Origin of the sequence: Hansschlegelia beijingensis (assembly GCF_045505405.1) — a bacterium.
Classification (GTDB): Bacteria; Pseudomonadota; Alphaproteobacteria; order Rhizobiales; family Methylopilaceae; genus Methylopila; species Methylopila beijingensis_A.
The window spans coordinates 1-1,662 of record NZ_JBJKEX010000495.1; the positions used below are offsets into that span (position 1 = coordinate 1).

At 69.0% G+C, this 1,662-nt stretch carries 4 protein-coding genes; 1 reads left to right on the plus strand and 3 read right to left on the minus strand.

All coding sequences use genetic code 11. From position 1 onward, the window contains the following. A partial coding sequence (locus ACIKT0_RS17985) for a cell wall hydrolase (protein ID WP_407106695.1) occupies window positions 1-338 on the minus strand: 338 nt, incomplete at its 3' end. A gap of 124 nt (window positions 339-462) precedes the next feature. Then, the gene (gene cutA / locus ACIKT0_RS17990; RefSeq protein ID WP_407106696.1) at window positions 463-840 is read right to left on the minus strand and encodes a divalent-cation tolerance protein CutA; all 378 of its coding nucleotides are present in this window, start codon (window positions 838-840) and stop codon (window positions 463-465) included. 109 nt (window positions 841-949) lie between these two features. On the opposite strand from cutA, the gene ACIKT0_RS17995 reads away from it, so the two are divergent. Next, window positions 950-1,321 (plus strand): hypothetical protein, encoded by a 372-nt coding sequence (locus ACIKT0_RS17995; RefSeq protein ID WP_407106698.1) that lies wholly within the window; start codon window positions 950-952, stop codon window positions 1,319-1,321. Between the two features lie 24 nt (window positions 1,322-1,345). Here the strand turns inward: ACIKT0_RS17995 and ACIKT0_RS18000 are convergent. Next, a partial coding sequence (locus ACIKT0_RS18000) for a hypothetical protein (RefSeq protein WP_407106699.1) occupies window positions 1,346-1,662 on the minus strand: 317 nt, incomplete at its 5' end.

Here is a 1,662-nt window from a genome sequence, read left to right on the forward strand (position 1 = left end):
TCGGCGTGTCGGTCTTGGAGCCGGTGGTGGTGGCGACCGGCGCGTAGCCCTGCACGGGCGCCACGCCCGAGCCGTTCCGCCCGATCGCCGCCCACCACCTGGCAGATGGTCGAGCCGTACTTGCCGGACTTCAGCCGGTTCATCACCACCGTGCCGACCGCCAGCATGCCGGCGTCGCTCGAACGGTTCGATTCGAAATACATGGCGCGCGCGAGACATTCGCGCTCGCTCAGACGGACGCGCTGGACCCCTGTCGAGGAGGCGCAGCCGGCGAGGCCGGCCGCCACCATCGTCACGACGAAAGCCGCGCGGAGACTGACCAGTGAAGGTCCTGTCACGCCGGTACTCCAACTCGATACGCCACGCCACTCGGAGCTTGCTGTGGCCGCCCGGCCACATCTCCGGCGAGAAGCGAAGCCGCCTCCCACGGCTCAAGAAAATGCGAAGAGTCTGAGGAAAGCTTTAACCGATCGAGGATTCCGGCCCGGAGTCCGGCGCCGGCCCGCCTGAGTCCCTGCGTTCCCCGGCCGCGACCTGATCGCGCAGCCAGGCGAGATAATCGGCGGAGCCGTCGAGCACGGGCAGCACCAGGACCTCGGGCAGTTCGTAATTGTGGAGCCGGGCGATCGTCCGCCGGACGCGATCGGCGGCTGCCGCAGTGGTCTTCAGCTCGACCACGAACTCCGGCGTGCGGCAGAGCTCGCCCTGCCAGCGATAGACGCTTTCGGCCGAGCCGATGCGCGCGCAGGCGGCCTCGCCGCCCTGGACCGCGGCTTGCGCGATGGCGTCCGCGATCGCGCGGTCATCGGTGGTGGTGGTGACGATCACGAAGTCCGGCATGCTGGCTGGCGTCCCCGGATGAAATGCAGAGCCCGCGGCGTCGGCCGCTCGCAAGCCTCGCCCGACGCGCTATGCTGGAGCAAGCAGGTCCCGAGAAGAGGGAGACGCCATGACGGCCGGCTTCTTTCGCGCGTCTTTCGCGGCCGCGCTCGGCCTAGGTCTCGGCTGTTCTCCCGCATGGGCCGACAACCCGTTCGCGGGCACCTGGGCGCCTAGCTGCAATCCGGCGCCCGCCAAGGTGGTCGACAACAAGCTCGCGACCCTGGTGTTCCTGGACGGCGCCGTGAAGTTCTCGGACTTCCAGTGCGAGATTCTTGGCTGGCGCAAGCAGGGCAAGCGCTACCGGTCGGAGCTGACCTGCTTCAAGAAGGGCGCGGAGCCGGTCAAAGGGGAGCTCGCGGTCCGGCAGGTCGGCGAGAAGCTGAAGGTCGTCGTCAGCGAGGGCGCGTACGCCAAGATCCTGGAGCGTTGCGGGAACTGAACGCCGTCGCCGACTCGCGCGCCGCTAGTAGCGCCACCAGTATTCCTTGATGTTCCCGCGCCGCCCCGCCGAGACGTCGTAACGCGACTGCAGCTCCTGCTCCTGAGTCTGGTAGATCGGCCCGTAGGGCAAGTCGTCCGCTTCCGCGTCGTCGCGATAGACGTAGCGCCGCGGCGCCGCGGGCCGCGTGGCCAGATGGCTGCGGCGGCGCTCCGCGGCGTGGTTCGCGTGAGCCGCCGGACGCGCGACGCCCTCCCAGCTCGACGCTGCGCAGAAGGAGGGCAAGAAGTCCGTGCTTCTGCTCATCAAGCGCAGCGACGCCACGCGCTTCGTGGCGATCG

Excerpts from the sequence above, each read along its gene's own strand:
- cutA (WP_407106696.1), bottom strand. The coding sequence starts at position 840 with ATGCCGGACTTCGTGATCGTCACCACCACCACCGATGACCGCGCGATC.
- ACIKT0_RS17995 (WP_407106698.1), top strand. The coding sequence starts at position 950 with ATGACGGCCGGCTTCTTTCGCGCGTCTTTCGCGGCCGCGCTCGGCCTA.